Source organism: Vibrio sp. Y176 (assembly GCF_033438945.1).
The window spans coordinates 100,676-116,787 of sequence record NZ_JAWOQS010000006.1; the positions used below are offsets into that span (position 1 = coordinate 100,676).

The following is a 16,112-nucleotide window of genomic DNA, read 5'->3' on the forward strand; positions in this document are numbered from 1 at the left end:
GCAAAATAGTTAAAAGGAATAATAAAATGAGAAAATTGGTACTTGCGGCTTCGGTTGCGTTGCTTGCTGCGTGTTCAGCCCCTCAACAACCTCAGCTGAACCTGATGCCAGAAAGCACATTGAGCACCAATCCAATTGTTCAAGGCAAGACTTACAGTTTGACCAGCAAAGATGTACGTGCAGCGCAGTACGTGGCGTTGGTGGATAACGGCCGTTCGAACATTCTTCCTCTTCATGCTAAACAGAATTTACGTATTGCGTTAGAAGAAGCATTAGAGAAGCAATTCTCATCTCAAGGTTTCCATGCGGATCTAAACAGCAACAACGCGATTGAATTGAGCGTTCAAGAAGCGTTGGTCAACGTGAAGCATTCGGTGATGGAAAATGAGATGGATGCTAAAGTTGTGCTGGAAATCACAGCAGAGACACCTGAGGGCAAGCTAGTCAAAACTTATACAGGTACAGCAAAGCGATCTGGCACATTGAGTGCTTCTGATGCCGATATTGAAGAGACATTGAATGATGTGGTGACATTGACGCTTAAAGAGATTGCCAATGACCCTGAGCTTCGTCAGTACATGCAGGAGCGTTTCTAATGTTACGCAAAGCGATTCTGTCCTTAGCACTACTCAGCTGCAGCGTTTGGGCTGGACCAAAAGTAGCGTTTGAAACGACACTTGGTTCATTTACGGTTGAGTTAAACGAAGAGAAAGCACCTATCACTGTCGCTAATTTTCTAAAATATGTAGAAGATGGGAGCTACGAGGGTACTATTTTTCATCGTATTATCCCAGGCTTCATGGCACAAGGTGGCGGCTTTAACCAAGATATGCAGATGGTGAAAACATACGCGCCAATCAAAAACGAAGGAAATAATGGTCTAAACAATGACCGTGCTACCATCGCCATGGCACGAACCAATGCACCAAACTCTGCAACTCGTCAGTTTTTCGTCAACTTAGTCGACAATGACTTTCTCAACTATGGCGCTCGACCACCAGGTTATGCTGTATTTGGTGAGGTTACTGAGGGGTTCGACGTTATCCAGAAAATGGCTCAGCAGCCGACCACGACGGTAGGCCGAATGCGTGATGTACCAGAGACGCAAATCGTCATCACCAAAGCTACACTACTTAAATAGCCAAAACGATAAGCCCTTTGAATAATCGAAGGGCTTTCTCTTTCAACGGCTTCATTTTATTGGATTGATTTATGTCTTCATTACCTTCCATCACTTGGTTGGAAACGGTAAAAAGTTACCTCGATAAACGACTCATGTGGGTTTTCATGCTGGGCTGCTCTAGCGGCTTTCCGTGGGTTCTTATCGGTTCAAACATGTCAGGTTGGCTAAAAGATGCCGGCTTGACCCTCTCCGCAATTGGCTATTTTGGTAGCGTTTTTGCGGTCTATGCGATCAACTTTCTGTGGGCACCTCTGGTTGACCGCGTGAAGCTGCCAGTCCTCTTTAGACTGCTGGGGCAAAGACGTAGCTGGATTTTCTTTTGTCAAAGTATCGTACTCGTCGCTACCCTATTTATTGCCGGTGTTAATCCAGCGGAAAACTTGGTGTTTGCGTCACTACTCGCCTTGTGTATTGCAACGGCTTCAGCGACACAAGACATCGCAATTGATGCTTTTCGTATTGATACTTTCCCAAAGTCAGAAGAGTCTAAACTGCCTCAAGCTTCTGCAATGGCGGTCATTGGCTGGTGGACAGGTTATTCACTACCGGGTTATTTAGCGTTTGTTAATGCTGACAGTGTCGGTTGGAATGGTGTGTATTACGGGATGGCGGTGATAGTCGGCATTCTAATGGTCTTTACGATTTTAGTCGGTGAACCTAAGACTCAACGCGAACAACTTCAGTCTGCCGCTGAACAACGCCACAAAGAAGTGGTTGGTTCGAAAGTCGTAGCTTGGTTTACCGTGACTGTTGTAGAACCTTTCCTTGATTTCTTTAATCGCAATGGTGTCCGTGTCGCGATTACTCTGTTGCTGTTCGTTTTCCTATTTAAAATTGGCGAAGCGTTTTTGGGCAGGATGTCGATCGCGTTCTACAAAGATATTGGTTTTAGCAATGAACAAATTGGCTATTACTCCAAACTGATTGGTTGGGGAGCCACCATCTTCTTTACTTTTGTCGGAAGCATGTTCAACGTTAGGTTTGGTATTGTACGTGGATTAATGATCGGTGGTATTGCTATGTCTGCCAGTAACTTGATGTTTGCTTGGATTGCTTCGGTAGGCCCAAACGAGCACTTGTACTTAGCCACGATTATTGTCGATAACTTTACGACTGCTTTCTCAACTGTCGCTTTTGTTTCATTTTTGACGATTCTAACCGGACAAGCATTTTCGGCAACTCAGTATGCGTTGCTTGCTTCTCTAGGAAACTTCGGACGGACGACTCTTGCTTCTTTCAGTGGCGAGCTAGTGGATTATCTTAATGATTGGAGCACATTCTTCGTGCTTACCGCTGTCATGGTCGTGCCAAGCTTGATTATGTTGTACTCGCTACGACATTACTTTGATGCTCTATTGGAAAAAGCACGTCACAAGCATTAACGAAACATATAAAAAACCACCGAATTCGGTGGTTTTTGTTTTGCGAGATATAAGATAAGAGGTCTATGGGTATAACCCTTTACCAAACATATTAAATATACGTGCCACGCCTTGAGTAAAGATCATCGGCTCAGTCAATACGGTTAAACACAAGCAGTCTTCTCCGGCCTTAGTGTAAGGGCTGTGCTTCACTGATGCGTCTCTAATCATCAAATCGCCTTCTTCATATTGGCCATCCTCGTCACTAAATCCACCATGTAGGATCAATGTAGACTCCAGGCCTTTGTGCGTATGTTGAGGAATTTGCACATCTTCCCCGATGTACATTAAGCTGACACGAGCGTCTTCCCCTAGATCAATCTGAGCACTGAAAACCTTGCCTCCGTAACTTCTCCATGACCCTACGAGGTCAGAGAAACGCGCTAAGGTTTTAGGAAGAGCGAAGCTTTTTCCTGCCACATTAACAGCAGCAGAGTCGCGGATCACGATGTTATCAGTCGCTGGCTTCGCATTGATGATGTCATTAAACATGTCGTCAAATTCAGAAACATACTCAGAAGGTATGTCACTTACAATATTCGCTTGACTTGCTTCGACTTGGTTAACATAAGCTCGGCACTTGGTGCATGTTTCTAAATGGGTTGCGACCACAAGACCAGAAACTGCATCAATGCTTCCCGAAGCGTATGCTTCTAACAAGCTGTTATCTGGGTGTTTGTTCATAGTTGCTCCGTATGCATTGAATGCCTTAGCTTTTCTACTGCAAGCCTCAGCCTAGATTTTACGGTACCGAGGGGTATATCAAATAATTCCGCGACCTGTTGATGAGGTAGCTCTTCAAGATATACCGCTTGTAAAACATCTCTCTGGTTTTTCGGTAATATATCTAAAAACTTAACCACCTGTTCTTTTAACATATCTTGTTCTGGTGAATAGTGATCAACAAGATCAGGTGGATAATACTCTGACGGCCAAATGTCATCAGAATGAATGTGTAATTCCTTGCCTTTCTGTTTTCTCAGCAAATCAAAACAAAGGTTTCGGATTATGGTATATATCCAAGTCGATAACGCGCTCTTTTCCCCATCATAGAGGTGCGCTTTCTGCCAAACTGTCGCCATGGTCTCTTGCACCATCTCCATAGCAACTTGCTCATTACCAACATGTTTGTAAGCGAATTGCTTCAGCTTGGGTGCGTAAAAACGGAATACAAAAGCGAACGCGTCTTTGTCTCGAGCCTTCACTTTATCCATGTAATCGTTCCAATCACTGCGCCCCAGTTTTTTCGGGCTATCACTCATCATAATCGGCCTTAATTTGTGGGAGGAGTTTCCTCCTCCCATTCTTCCTAATCGGTCACGTCATCGACCAACAAGTTGAAACCACCGTTGTTCCCATCATCAATGGCAACGACTTGGTAAACAACACCGTTCATTACATTGACTGGTGCTGAGTCAACCGCAACAATACTTGGGTTACCAGCCACTGTTACCGTTACATAATATGTACCTTCAGCGACATATAATCCTTGTACGCTATCTTTATACGCAAAATTAGCAATAGTTGGATCACTTCCATCTATTCCTGCACTCGTAGTGAGGTAAATATCCACCATTTCCGCTATAGGATTAGCCGCCGCGTGTGTCACATTCAACGTCGCGCTAGTCGCCACAGCGCGTCTCATATCTTCAACAACCAGAGCTTCGATATCAATCGCAGGGCTAACAACACCGACTGCGTAAACACTGTAATCCATTCCACCCGCAACCATTAAACCGTCAACATCTATGATCGGATTGGTTGTTGTGCCATCCACGTAAACGTCAATATCGTAAGCGCCAGCAGCAAGATCCAAATAACCACGAATCTCTTTGAACGCTAAGTCGGCAAGAGGAGCGAAGGCCGCCCCGTTAACGTTAACATCGACGACTGGCGCTCCATCGACAAGGTGTCCGACTCTTACTTCAGCTTGGCTGCCCATATCTTCAATTATAGAAGAGCCCGAACCGTCCAACACCAAGAGTTTGACAGGTGACGTGCTATTCGAATCTCCTGTGCCGATAGCGGCAATCGTCAAGTTGGAGTTAGCCGCAAGAGATACTTTGCCCGAGTCAAAAGCAACGCTGTCTCCTACGGCAAGTCGAACTTGATACTCACCAGCTGGGATGTTCAATACGTCGGTAGAAGCTTTGTAAGCAAGGTTAGTTATTGGAGTCGCGCTAGCAAGAGCAACACCTGGCTCAGTGACATAAAGATCAACAGCAGGAACGCCTGAAGCTGCATGAACAACTTGAACATCTAGACTATTGGCATCAGCCATTGAATCGGCGCTGCGAGTCACAACTAAAGGCTCAACTGGGTTTGGCGAACCATCGGCATCGCCAACAACGAACACGTTATAATTGAGGTCGGAATCAAGATCTAGTTCTGTTTTAGGTATTACGGTCGCGGTTTCATTACCTGGGAGCTGAACATCGACCTGAATCGAATTCATCCCCTCTCGCAATTTAACGTAGCCAGATCCCACACCATAATCAACATTCGTTAATGATGGTTTATCGTTGATCCACACATTTGCAAGCGGCGCATCAGAAGACGCGTGCACTGCTTGTAAATTGGAATACTCGATAGTGTCACTGTCGGAGCCACACGCCGCCAGTCCTAATGTCGCAACAATAGTTAGCGCAGCTTTATTAAATCCTTTCATATCCTTGCCTCTTTGTTAGTCGGGGCTTCTATGGCTTCTGTCAGAAATTGCAACGCAGGAATACAGTCCTCTGCGCCGACTAGCTGTTCGAACAGATTGCAGTCTAGGGGTAGTAACTCAAGCCAACGCTGAGTAACCCAAGCAGAGTCATCGTAAAAACGATGCTGGTAGAGGCTTCCAAGTTGAGGAAACTCTTCATAAACATGGGATAACTGCTGGCTTAAAAAGAAGAAATCTGGTGAGTTGTCTAGATGTTGCCAATTGTCTAACCATTCAACCTCTGCATGACGTAAGCCATCCGCATCTGCACGGACGCGTTTGACAACAAAGCGTTGCTCACCAGCAACTGTAATACCAAGAAGGCCATCACTGAGTGTTTCAAAATCAACGATCCTGACCAAAGTTCCGATAGATGAAACGTTACCCACGTCTTTAGGGTCACCTTCACTTCCTACTAGGCAAACTCCAAAGCCCACATTTTGTAGGCTGCATTCCTTTACCATTCGCTTATATCGTGGCTCAAAAATGCGCAGATTCATTTTACCTTCAGGGAGTACAACTGAAGTGAGTGGGAATAACATGACTTCTTTCATTCAAACGTCCTCTTTGATTCACGGATACATACGAATCCCTTATCACTCCGATCACTAACGATTTATGTTGGTTAATCGACTGGCTTAAAAAGTCATAAAATCGCTCACGCAAACGATCCAAATCACACATTTATTGCAATAAAATGCAACAAACAAAAAGTTCCGTAAATAAAGATAATTTCGTGATGCAACTCACCAAAAACGTTTCATTTTGCACCCTTTATCACTTTCATTTGGGATTTTTATCGCTATTATTCCCGCCAATTGGAAAGCGCAGCACAGATTGCGTGTTCTGAATCATTACAAACATAGAGAGTCCCCTTATGCGTAAATCACTTTTAGCTCTTAGCCTTCTAGCGGCTACTTCAGCTCCAGTTATGGCGGCAGATTACTCTGACGGCGATATTCACAAAAACGATTACAAGTGGATGCAATTTAACCTAATGGGTGCATTTGACGAACTTCCAGGTGAGTCTTCACACGACTACCTAGAAATGGAATTCGGCGGCCGCTCTGGTATCTTCGACCTTTACGGCTACGTTGATGTATTCAACCTAACTTCTGATCCAGGTAGCGACAAAGCTGGCGCAGAGAAGATCTTTATGAAATTCGCTCCACGTATGTCTCTAGATGCGGTAACTGGTAAAGACCTATCTTTCGGTCCAGTTCAAGAGCTATACGTTGCAACTCTAATCGAGTGGGGTGGTAACTCTGGTGTTAACTCTCAAAAAATCGGTCTAGGTTCTGACGTAATGGTTCCTTGGTTTGGTAAAGTTGGTGTTAACCTATACGGCACTTACGACGGCAACAAAAAGGATTGGAACGGTTTCCAAATCTCGACTAACTGGTTCAAACCATTCTACTTCTTCGAGAACGGTTCATTCATTTCTTACCAAGGCTACATCGATTACCAATTCGGTATGGATGATGATGCTGGTAACAAGTTTGGTTCAACCGCGTCAAACGGTGGTGCAATGTTCAACGGTATCTACTGGCACTCAGACCGCTTCGCAGTGGGTTACGGTCTAAAAGGTTACAAAGACGTGTACGGTATCAAAGATACTGATGGGTTCAAGTCAACTGGCTTTGGCCACTACCTTGCTGTAACTTACAAGTTCTAATTGAACCACTAAGTTTGCTCAAAAATGGCGCCTTTCGGCGCCATTTTTATTTGCTTTCCTTTTTTCCCTCATTATCCTTGCAGCAAACCTTTTTAATGAGAGCGTTTGGTGAATATCCTTATCCTCGGTCCAGGTGCGGTGGGCTCACTCTGGGCAACAAAATTTAAGCTTGCCGGGCACAATGTTTCATTGTGGGGAAGAAGTTCTGAAAGCCAACAATCACTTCAGTTGGATGACACACCCGCAATCGTATTCAGTAATCAAGATATTTCCTCCGTAAATAAAGCAGATCTCATTTTGATCACGGTAAAAGCTTGGCAAATGGAAGACGCCATTCAGCCTTTACTGCCTCATATCAACGCAGACACGATTATCATGCTGATGCACAATGGTATGGGTACCGCCTCTGGCGTGGAGAAGGCTCTGCCAAACAATCCTATCGTGCTCGCCACAACGACGCACGGCGCATACAAACCAGATAACCAACACGTACTGCATACCGGTCACGGAACAACGCAAGTGGGTGGTTATAATGACAAAGGAATGCAGTGCGCTTTTCTGCAAGATGTTATGCATCATGCTCTTCCAGAGGCCATTTGGAATCCACACATCCAATCTGCGTTATGGACTAAGTTAGCAATTAACTGCGCGATTAACCCACTGACTGCGATTCAGCAGTGTAAGAATGGTGAGCTTGCGCAGCCCGAGTTTAAGATACAACTCGAAAGCATCACTCAAGAACTGGTTGAAGTAATGAGTAAAGAAGGTATTGCTATCGAGTTTCGCTCTCTTTTCGATACGGTAATGCAAGTGGTGAACGCCACAGCTGAGAACTATTCTTCAATGAGACAAGACGTATTCCATCAGCGTCGAACGGAAATTGATTTTATAACCGGATACTTGTTAAAGGCTGCCGAGAAACATCGCATCAATACGCCTGAGAATTTAAAACTTTACCAACGCATCAAACAAATAGAACAAAGCTGGACAGAACAATGAGTAAGAAAATCTTAGTGCCAATCGCTCCAGGCACCGAAGAAATGGAAGCCGTCACCGTTATCGACATGATGGTTCGCGCGGGTTATGACGTTACGGTAGCGAGTGCTGCTTTTGATGGCTCATTGACGATGAAAGCTTCTCGCGGAGTCACACTAACAGCCGATTGTAAACTGGTCGATATCGCTGATGATGAGTTTGACGCCATAGCGCTTTCTGGTGGTGTTGGTGGTGCAGAAATTTTTCGTGATAGTACGGTGATGATAGAAATCCTTAAGCAGCACATCTATGAGAGAAAATTGGTCGCAGCTATCTGCGCAGCACCGGCGTTGGTATTGCAACACCATGATCTTTTCCCACAATCACTGATGACCTGTCACCCGAGCTTTCAGTCACATATCCCGGAAGAGAAGTGGCGCAGCAAACGCGTGACCTTTGATATCAACCACAACCTGATCACTAGTCAAGGTCCGGGTACAGCTTTAGAGTTCGCGATGGAAGTAATCATTCAACTCTCAGGTAAAAAACACGCATGGTCAGTTGCTGAACCAATGATCCCTCTGCCTACTCTGCACTACCACAAGCTTGGTGAAGAATAATGTTTGACGTAAATGCTGTACGCGAGCAATTTCCTGCTCTAAATCAATCCGTCAACGATACGCCCTTAGTGTATCTAGATAGCGCAGCGACAACGCAAAAACCGCAATGTGTGATTGATGTCATCAGTCATTACTACAGTGCGCAAAATGCCAATGTTCACCGTGGCAGCCATAGTTTAACGGCTAATGCCACCAGCCAATTTGAAGCGGCACGAGAACGAGTGGCAAGCTTTATTGGTGCAAACAGCTCTAAAGAGATCATTTGGACACGGGGCGCAACCGAAGCACTGAACTTAATTGCTCAAACCTACGCCCGTAGCACGTTACAACCAGGTGATGAGATCTTGATTAGCGAGATGGAACACCACGCCAACATCGTGCCCTGGCAAATCGTGGCAGAGCAAACGGGTGCTAAAGTCATTAAAGTTCCGATGACATCAGATTGTCAGTTCGACATCAGTGCATTTGAGGCGCTTCTGTCTGACCGCTGTAAAATTGTTACTTGCGCACAAATAACCAACGTAACAGGCACACGCCAACCTATCGAAAAAATCACTGAACTGGCGCACAACGTTGGCGCGGTTGTTGTAGTTGATGGCGCGCAAGGCATCGTACATGAGCAACTTGATTTATCGGCATCAGATATCGATTTCTACGTTTTCTCAGGTCACAAACTTTATGCACCAGCAGGCATTGGGGTTTTATACGGCAAGCTTGAACTTTTGGAAGCCATGCCTCCATGGCACGGCGGCGGTAAAATGGTTGAACGCGTTTCTTTCGAGAAAACGACGTTTTCTGCACTTCCTGGTAAATTTGAAGCGGGCACACCAAACGTTGCGGGCGCAATTGCTCTAGCGAAAGCCATTGAGTGGTACCAAGGTTTTGACCATCACGAAGTAGAGGATCATCTCCATGCGCTTCAGGATAAGGCCTACCAAGCACTAAGCGCTTTGGATGACATTCATATTCTAGGCTATCAGCTGAATGCCTCTGTACTGACGTTCGTCATGGACGGCGTTCATCACCAAGACATGGCGACGCTGCTCGATCAACAAGGCATTGCGGTACGAGCAGGACACCACTGCGCTCACCCATTGATGGATGCGCTAAACGTTAAAGGCACGGTACGCGTTTCTTTTGGTATTTATAACACGGCTGAAGATGTGGATAGACTCCTCGCCGCCGTAGAAAAAGCCGTCGACATGCTATAACGCCAACGGTTTGATTTGGAGTAACCAACAAGGTTACTCCATCTGCCTATCCAGAGTCGCCACGCAATTTCTGCCATTTCTTTTCGCAGCATAAAGCGCTTTATCTGCATGCGCATACAAACGTTTGGTGGTTTCATTTCTGCCTATTTCCACCACGCCTACACTCACCGTGACCGGAATTTCAATCTTTTCAAATTCGAACTGACAATTTTGAATGTGGGAACGTACTTCCTCTCCTACCTCTTTCGCCGCAGCCAGAGAAGTTTCTGGCAAAATAATCGCAAACTCCTCCCCTCCGACTCTTGCAAAAATTTCGTCTTTGACGAGTAAGTGAGAAACCAAATCAGCTAAGGTCTCTAAGACATAATCCCCCGCATCATGACCACGTTTATCATTGATGACTTTAAAAAAGTCCAAATCAAACAATAACAACGCGGAGTGATAGTTCGGCTCTTGAGCTTTAATGACCTCTTCTGTGAGCTTTTCGAAAAAGACACGTCGATTGTAGATGTTGGTAAGAGCATCAATTTGGCTTTGATGGCGAAGAAGGGTTTCAACTCGGTGGCGATTGGAGATGTTGCGTGTAAGAATAAGGACAACGCGACGACCTCGGTATTTTATAGCGAGTGGGCAGATCTTGCCTTCGTAGTATAGGTCGCCTCTTGGCCCACTGTTAGCATCTATTCCCTGAATGCTGTCGGCGCACATCTTGTACTCGACCGTCACAATACTGTCTTGTTTCAGTGATCGATTGATCTGCTCGATAAACCAGTCAGCTTTATCTTTCTCGAGTACGCTGTGCAGCGTCTCACCTATCAAATTGCTTCCATCGTGATAGGCTTTTTTATCTGTTCCTCCAAAAACATCAATATAGATACCATCTTCACTCAGAATAAAAGTGGGGTCTGGCATTCCGGATAACACGTCTTGCGCATGTTCCAAGGTGAATTGCATATAGGGAGGTTCCTAGCATTTGTATCTAAGTAACCCAATCGCTTCCAAGTGTGTTTCCACATTGGGGAATAGGAGCGAATGGGGCATATGTCTATTATCTAATATAGACAAATTTTAAATACAATTGAGTTTATAAAAACCAAGTGGGCAATATAATGAACCAGGATCAATAGAATGGTTAATTAACGCTAAAATAGTCGACCATTTGCATATTTTTTATCCATATGCAAAAAATGTCTCAACTCAGATACAAAAAAGCGCCAAACAGCTAGGTTATTCGGCGTTTTTAAGAATTGGGAAAATGACTCGTTACACGGCGGTTTGCTTAATCTGCTCTACAATAGCTTTCAAGCCATTACCACGTGACGGGCTTAAATGGGAGACAAGCCCCAGTTGATCAAAATAAGCATCAATATCAAATGCTTGAATTTGATCGGCCGTTTTTCCGTCATAAGCCGCCATCACCAAGGCAATCAATCCACGGACGATACGCGCATCGGAGTCCGCACAAAAATGCCAAACGCCATCTTGCTCTTGGCTCACTAACCACACCAAGCTTTCACAACCCGAAACGGTAACTTGTTCTGATTTCAGCTCTTCTGGCATTTGTGGCAGCTTTTTACCCCACTGAATAACCTGACGGTAGCGATCTTCCCAGCCTTGAAATTGCTGCATAGTCGCTACAATGTCTTCGCTGGTGATATCTGTACCAAATGGAGAAACGGGAAAATCTGTCATGATGCGCTCTTCTTCTAGTTTACTTCTTATATTTTGAAATCAACTTCTCAACGATTCGCGATACCGCGACAAAGCCAAACGTTGCAGTTACAACAGTCGCCGCACCAAAACCGCTAGCACAATCCATACGTTTTGGGCCTTCCGCTGTCGACTTCACACCACACACTGAACCGTCTGCTTGAGGGTACTTCAGCTGCTCGGTTGAAAACACGCAATCAATACCAAACTTACGAGCCGGATTCTTAGGGAAGTTATGATGACGACGCAAGGTGTCTTTGATTTTCTTCGCTAGAGGATCTTGGATCGTTTTCGTTAAATCAGCGACCATGATCTGCGTTGGGTCAACCTGACCACCAGCGCCCCCCGTAGTGATCACTTTGATCTTGTTGCTGCGGCAATACGCCAACAAAGACGCCTTCGCTTTTACGCTGTCAATCGCATCTAGCACGTAATCAAACTCTTTGCTTAAGTACTCATGTTGATTGTCTGGCGTGATGAAATCATCAATCAGATTGACTTTACACTCTGGGTTGATCAATTTGACACGCTCGGCCATAACTTCAATTTTGCTTTGGCCAACGGTGCCCGTCATCGCATGAATTTGGCGGTTAATATTCGTGACACAAACATCATCCATATCAATCAGAGTCAACTCACCGATCCCAGTACGGGCCAGCGCTTCGACCGCCCATGAACCCACGCCACCAATACCAATAACACAAACGTGTGCAGCGCGAAGAATGTCCACTTCACTGTTGCCATAAAGACGACGAGTGCCGCCAAAGCGTTGATTGTAGCTGTCAGATGCTGGGGTATCGAGTTCACGCATATTGAAGTCCAGATGATCGATAGAAAAACAAAGAGTGCGATTTATACGCACTCTTTGATGAAATGTCTAGATAAGAGGCGGTTCCTCTTTCTTGGGTCGCTATTGTAGCTTTTCTGGCGGCAAAGCCCAAGGCGCTTGAGTTGGTGAGTTTTCCAGCCCAAGTTTCCAAACTCGACCAAAATGCTTGTAGTGCCCTGCTTCCGTTCCTGCTCTCGCACCAATGCCATGATACAGATCCAAATGGTTCTGTTTTACCGCACCACCAGTGTCTAAAACGATCAGCATTCGCAGTTGATGAGCACCGCTCCACGTACCATCCGCATTCAGCAATGGTACTTCCGCCAAGATTGGTGTGCCCATTGGTAAGATAGAACGGTCACCCGCGACCGCGGCCATTGGTAACAAAGGAATACCAGCCGATCCCGTTACTGGCGCTTCCGCTTTTGGCGCAAAGAAGACGTAAGAAGGGTTTTGCTCCAACAACTCGCGTACTGTTGCGTCGTCGTTGTCCATTACCCACTCTTTAATCGCTTTGAGAGACATTTTTTCACGCGGCACTTCACCACGTTCAATCAAAATGCGGCCAATACTAACGTAAGCTTTATTATTTTTCCCTGCGTACGCGAAGTACTCCAACGTATCATCATCTTCAAAATGCACATAGCCACTGCCCTGCACTTCCATCATAAACGGGTCAATACGGTTAGGCGCATAACCTAGCACTAAACCTTGGCCATCTAATGCCCCGTTGTAGATCTCCGCACGAGTCGGACAATCTGATGAGCAGTTTGGCTTGCCATAAACTGGGTACTTAAAAATGTCGTTTGGTGTATGACGCAGCTCCATCACGGGAGAAAAGTATCCGGTAAACAGCACATTACCTTTTTTATCACCACCACCCAATTGCGCGGCTTGAATGCCAAACGCACTCAACGCACTGGTATCTCCGCTCTGTTGCGCCCACTCACTTAATCGTTGATATAGCGGTTGGTATATCTTCGCCATGGATGGTGACTTTATCACCACTTGCTCAGCTTGCTTGTTAAATTCAGTAAAATCGCGTGGTTTGTTAGACTCAACCACATCCACTTGATTGAGGATCTGAGGAAACTCACCATCAAGATATTGCTGAGCACGATCATTTTGTTGAGCACAGCCAAAGAGTAGGCTCAAAGAGATAATAGGAAGGAGTTTTTTTAACACGTGTCTTTTCCGTAAAAGAGAATAGCAAAAGGATGGCAAACAAATGCATACGGTGCAATTGAAAAGCAACGACAAAATGTTGCAACGCTAAGCCAATCCGTTTACTCGTTGTGAATTCATTCAGTTAATACAACATGATAGCAGCGGAAGAATTACGGAATTGTCCGGATTATGTTTGAAAGTAAGATTTACTGATTGAGAGATGAAATTGTGATCATCCATGTGACTCACAGACGCAAGAGATCTCTGCTTAACAGACAAAGATAAAAACGACTATCTTACCGCAATCCTTGCACGCCCCTCTAAACGGAATACAGGTAGATAATGTGCATTGGCATCCAGCTTCATTTCTGCATGCTGCTTACCCACAAAATTGAAGTGCCGCTCATTTGAACCCACTCGATACGAAAACGAATCCCCATCGAATTCAAAACTGGTCGCCACTGTAGAACCATTTACGGTAACACCGCGCTCACTCAACACAAATTCTTCACGAGCATAAGGCGCAACATCTTGCTCAACCCAGCGACCATAAATTGTCGATTTGGGAATGGGCGGATTAATGGTTCGAGTAATCAAATCACTATACAGCATGCACACGACAACGGTTCCAACTATCGCTATAAGCATGAGAGAACGCTCTAGCCACTTACGAAGCATTGATTTAGATGACGTTTTTGACAGATTTGAAGCAGTGATCGCAGCATTCTTATTAACAGCAGAAGACATGAGGTTCACGTATTGAGGAAAGACGCCACCATTGTAACCTTCCCTCTTAACGGGACCAAGAACCTACCTCAATATGTTTGTGCTTTATTCCAAAATTTCACCTTGCCACCAAGTGAATAAAAAGGCATTATTTTAACATAATTAAACAAAGGAATGGCTGTAGTGAAAATTCGTAGTACTGCTCTCGTAAAAGGATTCCGTCAATCAACACCTTATGTCAATGCTCACCGCGGAAAAACCATGGTGATCATGCTGGGCGGAGAAGCCGTCGCACACAAAAATTTTGGCAATATTATTAATGATATCGCACTCATGCACAGCCTCGGAATCAAAGTCGTGGTGGTGTATGGTGCACGTCCTCAAATTAATCAGCTGCTAGAAAAACAAGACCTCACTACGCCTTACCACAAAAATATCCGCATTACGGATGAATCGGCTTTATCTGTTGTTATGCAAGCTGCCGGACAACTTCAACTTGCGATTACTGCGCGCCTATCAATGAGCCTCAACAACACTCCGATGGCAGGCACCCAGCTCAATGTCGTTAGCGGAAACTACATCATTGCTCAGCCACTCGGCGTTGATGATGGTGTGGACTATTGCCATAGTGGACGCATTCGCCGCATTGACACCGACGCGATTAATCGCACGCTCGACCAAGGCTCTATTGTGCTACTTGGCCCCATTGCTAGCTCTGTGACTGGCGAGTGTTTTAACTTACTTTCTGAAGAAGTCGCGACACAACTGGCGATAAAGCTGGGTGCGGATAAGCTGATTGGTTTTTGCTCCGAACAAGGTGTCATTGATGACAACGGCAATGCTGTCGCCGAATTACTGCCAATTGAGGCGGAGCATGTCATCAAAACGCTCTCTGAAAATACGTCTCCTGATCTAGATTACAACACAGGAACACTGCGCTTTCTTAAAGGCTCTATTGCCGCTTGCCGTGCCGGAGTACCTCGTAGCCACTTGATCAGTTATAAAGTAGATGGCGCCTTAATTCAGGAGTTGTTCTCTTTCGACGGCATCGGAACCCAAGTTGTTATGGCGAGTGCTGAACAAGTGAGGCAAGCTAATATTGACGATATTGGCGGTATCTTAGACCTCATTCGCCCGTTAGAAGAACAAGGTGTACTGGTTAGGCGCTCTCGAGAGCAGCTAGAGCAAGAGATTGGAAAATTTACCATCATCGAAAAAGACGGCTTGATTATTGGCTGTGCTGCCCTTTACCCATACCCAGAAGAGCGTAAAGCTGAGATGGCTTGCGTAGCGATTCACCCTGACTATCGTGATGGAAACCGAGGTTTGTTACTGCTCAACTACATGAAACATCGTTCTAAATCCGAAACCATTGATCAGATTTTTGTCCTCACGACACACAGTTTGCATTGGTTTAGAGAGCAAGGTTTTTACGAAGTCAGTGTCGACTATTTGCCTGGAGCCAAACAAGGGTTATATAACTTCCAGCGTAAGTCAAAAATCTTAGCGTTAGATTTATAGCTTAACCTTAAATCAGGGAGCGAAACTTAACGTTCCGCTATACCAAAACCTCAAGGTGCGGGATTCAGCTCATTGACGCTCAATCCTGCACATCAAGTTTGTTTTGGAGTAAGGCCTCACATAAATCCTGCTTCGAGCTAGCGAGTCATCATATAAACACCAACTTAGAAATGCGCAAACCATTGCTTGATTTTCGTTCCAATTTTATCTTTTAAATATACATTTGGTTGGCTATACTCTGCTCGCTAGTGATTGGTTTTTAACCAATACGAATGGATCTAGGTGATGTAATGTAGCCTTCACCCTAAAATACTGGGCAATTGAAAAACTAGTTAGCTCCGTATTGCACACCAAGGACAGTTGTTAA

Annotated in this window: 17 protein-coding genes; 8 read left to right on the forward strand and 9 right to left on the reverse strand. The window is 45.1% G+C overall.

Going from position 1 to position 16,112, the window contains the following annotated elements:
• The first annotated feature begins 26 nt into the window (after positions 1-26).
• The 3 genes from R7O13_RS15990 to R7O13_RS16000 all read left to right on the forward strand — a co-directional run bounded on the left by R7O13_RS15990 (position 27) and on the right by R7O13_RS16000 (position 2,565).
• Positions 27-596, forward strand: coding sequence for a YajG family lipoprotein (locus R7O13_RS15990; RefSeq protein ID WP_005380259.1), 570 nt, complete (start codon positions 27-29; stop codon positions 594-596).
• Positions 596-1,141 (forward strand): peptidylprolyl isomerase, encoded by a 546-nt coding sequence (locus tag R7O13_RS15995; protein ID WP_005380258.1) that lies wholly within the window; start codon positions 596-598, stop codon positions 1,139-1,141. The genes R7O13_RS15990 and R7O13_RS15995 overlap by 1 nt, the downstream gene beginning before the upstream one ends.
• Before the next feature lie 71 nt (positions 1,142-1,212).
• On the forward strand, positions 1,213-2,565 hold the full coding sequence (locus R7O13_RS16000; RefSeq protein WP_005380257.1) for an AmpG family muropeptide MFS transporter: 1,353 nt from the start codon (positions 1,213-1,215) through the stop codon (positions 2,563-2,565).
• Between the two features lie 63 nt (positions 2,566-2,628).
• On the opposite strand, the gene R7O13_RS16005 is transcribed toward R7O13_RS16000, so the two are convergent.
• From R7O13_RS16005 to R7O13_RS16020, 4 genes are read right to left on the reverse strand one after another with little or no spacing between them, the layout of a single operon-like run.
• Positions 2,629-3,288, reverse strand: a complete 660-nt coding sequence (locus R7O13_RS16005) for a ChrR family anti-sigma-E factor (RefSeq protein WP_213969793.1) — start codon at positions 3,286-3,288, stop codon at positions 2,629-2,631.
• Positions 3,285-3,869, reverse strand: a complete 585-nt coding sequence (locus tag R7O13_RS16010) for an RNA polymerase sigma factor (RefSeq protein WP_005380255.1) — start codon at positions 3,867-3,869, stop codon at positions 3,285-3,287. Before R7O13_RS16010 ends, R7O13_RS16005 begins: the two co-directional genes overlap by 4 nt.
• A gap of 44 nt (positions 3,870-3,913) precedes the next feature.
• Entirely contained in the window at positions 3,914-5,272 is a 1,359-nt protein-coding gene (locus R7O13_RS16015; protein ID WP_318304249.1) for a DUF4397 domain-containing protein, read from the reverse strand.
• Entirely contained in the window at positions 5,269-5,865 is a 597-nt protein-coding gene (locus R7O13_RS16020) for an LON peptidase substrate-binding domain-containing protein (protein ID WP_017636020.1), read from the reverse strand. Before R7O13_RS16020 ends, R7O13_RS16015 begins: the two co-directional genes overlap by 4 nt.
• 323 nt (positions 5,866-6,188) lie before the next feature.
• Between R7O13_RS16020 and R7O13_RS16025 the strand changes: the two genes are divergently transcribed.
• From R7O13_RS16025 to csdA, 4 genes are all read left to right on the forward strand, one after another.
• Positions 6,189-6,986, forward strand: coding sequence for an outer membrane protein OmpK (locus R7O13_RS16025; RefSeq protein ID WP_005385292.1), 798 nt, complete (start codon positions 6,189-6,191; stop codon positions 6,984-6,986).
• 108 nt (positions 6,987-7,094) lie between these two features.
• The gene (gene panE, locus R7O13_RS16030) at positions 7,095-7,985 is read left to right on the forward strand and encodes a 2-dehydropantoate 2-reductase (RefSeq protein WP_085569840.1); all 891 of its coding nucleotides are present in this window, start codon (positions 7,095-7,097) and stop codon (positions 7,983-7,985) included.
• On the forward strand, positions 7,982-8,581 hold the full coding sequence (locus R7O13_RS16035; protein WP_318304251.1) for a DJ-1 family glyoxalase III: 600 nt from the start codon (positions 7,982-7,984) through the stop codon (positions 8,579-8,581). Before panE ends, R7O13_RS16035 begins: the two co-directional genes overlap by 4 nt.
• Positions 8,581-9,792: a cysteine desulfurase CsdA gene (csdA, locus tag R7O13_RS16040; protein WP_318304253.1), complete on the forward strand. Its 1,212-nt coding sequence runs from the start codon at positions 8,581-8,583 to the stop codon at positions 9,790-9,792. Before R7O13_RS16035 ends, csdA begins: the two co-directional genes overlap by 1 nt.
• A 33-nt stretch (positions 9,793-9,825) precedes the next feature.
• Here csdA and R7O13_RS16045 read toward each other — a convergent pair whose 3' ends face one another.
• The 5 genes from R7O13_RS16045 to R7O13_RS16065 all read right to left on the reverse strand — a co-directional run bounded on the left by R7O13_RS16045 (position 9,826) and on the right by R7O13_RS16065 (position 14,245).
• Entirely contained in the window at positions 9,826-10,746 is a 921-nt protein-coding gene (locus R7O13_RS16045; protein ID WP_318304255.1) for a GGDEF domain-containing protein, read from the reverse strand.
• Positions 10,747-11,055: 309 nt separating this feature from the next.
• Entirely contained in the window at positions 11,056-11,484 is a 429-nt protein-coding gene (csdE, locus tag R7O13_RS16050) for a cysteine desulfurase sulfur acceptor subunit CsdE (protein WP_017636016.1), read from the reverse strand.
• Between the two features lie 19 nt (positions 11,485-11,503).
• A complete protein-coding gene (gene tcdA, locus R7O13_RS16055) occupies positions 11,504-12,313 on the reverse strand; it encodes a tRNA cyclic N6-threonylcarbamoyladenosine(37) synthase TcdA (RefSeq protein ID WP_005380241.1) in 810 nt (269 codons plus the stop codon).
• Between the two features lie 99 nt (positions 12,314-12,412).
• The gene (gene mltA / locus R7O13_RS16060; RefSeq protein WP_005391723.1) at positions 12,413-13,516 is read right to left on the reverse strand and encodes a murein transglycosylase A; all 1,104 of its coding nucleotides are present in this window, start codon (positions 13,514-13,516) and stop codon (positions 12,413-12,415) included.
• A 273-nt stretch (positions 13,517-13,789) separates the two neighbouring features.
• Positions 13,790-14,245, reverse strand: a complete 456-nt coding sequence (locus R7O13_RS16065; protein ID WP_005380234.1) for a DUF2850 domain-containing protein — start codon at positions 14,243-14,245, stop codon at positions 13,790-13,792.
• Between the two features lie 162 nt (positions 14,246-14,407).
• Between R7O13_RS16065 and argA the strand changes: the two genes are divergently transcribed.
• On the forward strand, positions 14,408-15,745 hold the full coding sequence (gene argA / locus R7O13_RS16070) for an amino-acid N-acetyltransferase (protein ID WP_012841478.1): 1,338 nt from the start codon (positions 14,408-14,410) through the stop codon (positions 15,743-15,745).
• Positions 15,746-16,112 lie beyond the last annotated feature (367 nt).

Bases quoted from the DNA above. Each gene is read 5' to 3' on its own strand.
- R7O13_RS15990 (WP_005380259.1), top strand. From the start codon at position 27: ATGAGAAAATTGGTACTTGCGGCTTCGGTTGCGTTGCTTGCTGCGTGT.
- R7O13_RS15995 (WP_005380258.1), top strand. From the start codon at position 596: ATGTTACGCAAAGCGATTCTGTCCTTAGCACTACTCAGCTGCAGCGTT.
- R7O13_RS16000 (WP_005380257.1), top strand. From the start codon at position 1,213: ATGTCTTCATTACCTTCCATCACTTGGTTGGAAACGGTAAAAAGTTAC.
- R7O13_RS16005 (WP_213969793.1), bottom strand. From the start codon at position 3,288: ATGAACAAACACCCAGATAACAGCTTGTTAGAAGCATACGCTTCGGGA.
- R7O13_RS16010 (WP_005380255.1), bottom strand. From the start codon at position 3,869: ATGATGAGTGATAGCCCGAAAAAACTGGGGCGCAGTGATTGGAACGAT.
- R7O13_RS16015 (WP_318304249.1), bottom strand. From the start codon at position 5,272: ATGAAAGGATTTAATAAAGCTGCGCTAACTATTGTTGCGACATTAGGA.
- R7O13_RS16020 (WP_017636020.1), bottom strand. From the start codon at position 5,865: ATGAAAGAAGTCATGTTATTCCCACTCACTTCAGTTGTACTCCCTGAA.
- R7O13_RS16025 (WP_005385292.1), top strand. From the start codon at position 6,189: ATGCGTAAATCACTTTTAGCTCTTAGCCTTCTAGCGGCTACTTCAGCT.
- R7O13_RS16035 (WP_318304251.1), top strand. From the start codon at position 7,982: ATGAGTAAGAAAATCTTAGTGCCAATCGCTCCAGGCACCGAAGAAATG.
- csdA (WP_318304253.1), top strand. From the start codon at position 8,581: ATGTTTGACGTAAATGCTGTACGCGAGCAATTTCCTGCTCTAAATCAA.
- R7O13_RS16045 (WP_318304255.1), bottom strand. From the start codon at position 10,746: ATGCAATTCACCTTGGAACATGCGCAAGACGTGTTATCCGGAATGCCA.
- csdE (WP_017636016.1), bottom strand. From the start codon at position 11,484: ATGACAGATTTTCCCGTTTCTCCATTTGGTACAGATATCACCAGCGAA.
- tcdA (WP_005380241.1), bottom strand. From the start codon at position 12,313: ATGCGTGAACTCGATACCCCAGCATCTGACAGCTACAATCAACGCTTT.
- R7O13_RS16065 (WP_005380234.1), bottom strand. From the start codon at position 14,245: ATGTCTTCTGCTGTTAATAAGAATGCTGCGATCACTGCTTCAAATCTG.